Origin of the sequence: Serpens gallinarum, assembly GCF_014836765.1 — a bacterium.
Classification (GTDB): Bacteria; Pseudomonadota; Gammaproteobacteria; order Pseudomonadales; family Pseudomonadaceae; genus Serpens; species Serpens gallinarum.
On record NZ_JACSQG010000023.1, the window covers coordinates 1 to 2,046 of the forward strand.

General features: G+C 61.0%; 2 protein-coding genes. Both read left to right on the plus strand.

Features of this window, described 5'->3' with window-relative positions:
- Window positions 1-84: 84 nt before the first annotated feature.
- Window positions 85-441, plus strand: coding sequence for an IS66 family insertion sequence element accessory protein TnpB (gene tnpB, locus H9642_RS18195; RefSeq protein ID WP_251837867.1), 357 nt, complete (start codon window positions 85-87; stop codon window positions 439-441).
- A gap of 18 nt (window positions 442-459) precedes the next feature.
- Window positions 460-2,001 carry an IS66 family transposase gene (gene tnpC / locus H9642_RS18200; RefSeq protein ID WP_251837868.1) on the plus strand — a complete coding sequence of 514 codons (1,542 nt, stop codon included), beginning with the start codon at window positions 460-462 and terminating at the stop codon, window positions 1,999-2,001.
- Window positions 2,002-2,046 lie beyond the last annotated feature (45 nt).

Sequence of the window (2,046 nt, forward strand, 5' to 3'; positions counted from 1 at the left end):
GTAACCGCTCCATAAAGCACACATTCAAAAGGACTGAAAAAGTCCCGATGCTGAGCTCCCGATTCCCTCTGGAGCCTACCCTGCATGATGCGTCCCGACGCCAAGGTCGAAAAAGTCTACCTCTACCCCAAGCCCGTGGACTTTCGAAAGTCCATCGACGGCCTGGCTGCTCTGGTCGAACTGGATATCAAGGTGGCGGTGTTCGACCCGGTGTTGTTTGTCTTCCTCAACCGTGCGCGTAACCGAGTGAAAATTCTCTATTGGGAGCGCAACGGCTTCTGCCTGTGGCTCAAGCGCCTGGAGGCCGAGCGGTTCAAAACATCGCCCGATCAAGACGAAGCCATCGTACTGACGGTTCAAGAGTTGAACTGGCTGCTGGATGGTTTCGACCTGTGGCGCAACCGCCCGCATCAGGTTTTGACGCCGCGTTTCGTGACCTGAGCCGGTATAATCCACGGCATGATTTGCATGCCCGAAACCCTCCCCGACGATCCCGTTTTGCTCAAGCAACTGCTTGCGCAGATGGTCAGTGCGCGAGAGTTGGATCAGGGAAAAATCATCCAGCTTCAAGAACAGAACGCGCTCTTGATCCAGCGCCTGTTCGGTCGTAAGTCCGAGCAGAGCGTGGATGCCGATTCGCCGCAGTTGGCCATGTTCAACGAAGCGGAAAGCCTGGCCGAAGCGGCCGCGACAGACGTCGCTGACGAGGCGGAAGAAGTCGTCGCGCCGATCAAACGTCGCGGCAAGCGCAAGCCGTTGCCGGCCCAGCTGCCGCGCACTGAGTTCCTGCATGAACTGCCCGAGCACGCGCTAACCTGTGCCTGCGGTTGCCGCAAGCACGCCATCGGCGAAGAGACCAGCGAACAGCTGGAGATCGTCCCGATGCAGATCCGCGTGCTTAAACACATCCGCAAGGTTTACGGTTGCCGTGGCTGTGAGGCCGCGCCGGTCACCGCCGACAAGCCGGCGCAGCTGATCGAGAAAAGCCTGGCCAGCGCCAGCGTGCTGGCCATGTTACTGACCGCCAAGTATGTCGACGGTCTACCGCTGCATCGCTTCGAAAACGTGCTGGCGCGTCATGGCATCGACCTCTCGCGCCAGACCCTGGCGCGCTGGGTGATCCAGTGTGGCGAACAGCTGCAACCGCTGATGAATTTGCTGCACGACCGGCTACTGGAAAGCCCGGTGGTCCACTGTGATGAAACCCGCGTCCAGGTCCTCAAGGAGCCGGGGCGCGATCCCACGACTCACTCCTGGATGTGGGTACGGGCCGGCGGGCCAGCGGAGCAACCGGTAGTCCTGTTTGACTACTCATCCAGCCGTGCGCAGGAGATCCCCTTGCGCCTGCTCGAGGGCTACCGCGGCTACCTGATGACCGATGATTACGCCGGCTACAACGCTGTGGCGGCGCAGGCGGGTATTGAGCGCCTGGCTTGCTGGGCGCATGCCCGGCGTAAATTTGTCGAGGCGCAGAAGGTGCAGCCCAAGGGCAAGACCGGGCGCGCCGACGTGGCGCTGAACCTGATCAACAAACTGTACGGCATCGAGCGTGAGCTCAAGGACGCCGACGATAACCAACGCCTCATCGGCCGCCAGCAACACAGCGAAGCGATCCTCGCGCAACTGAAAAACTGGCTGGATAAAACCCAGCCCCAGGTCACCGCACACAATGCCCTGGGCAAGGCGGTGAACTACCTGGCCAGCAACTGGCGCCGTCTGGTGCGCTATACCGAAGGCGGCCACCTGCCGATCGATAACAACCGCGCCGAGAACGCCATCCGCCCCTTCGTCATCGGCCGCAAGAACTGGCTGTTCAGCGACACGCCCAAGGGCGCCACAGCCAGCGCGCAGATCTACAGCCTGATCGAAACCGCCAAGGCCAACGGTCAGGAACCCTACGCTTGGCTGCGTCATGTGCTCGAACGCCTGCCGACCGCCAACAGCGTCGAAGACTACGAAGCGCTGCTGCCGTGGAACTGCACGCCAGCTCTGCCACGCTAAACGGAACGCCCATCATTTAACAGGTGGGGTTCATGGATCGCATAC

What these genes read in the sequence shown, in the direction of transcription:
- tnpB (WP_251837867.1), top strand. Translation starts at nt 85, where the DNA reads ATGATGCGTCCCGACGCCAAGGTCGAAAAAGTCTACCTCTACCCCAAG.
- tnpC (WP_251837868.1), top strand. Translation starts at nt 460, where the DNA reads ATGATTTGCATGCCCGAAACCCTCCCCGACGATCCCGTTTTGCTCAAG.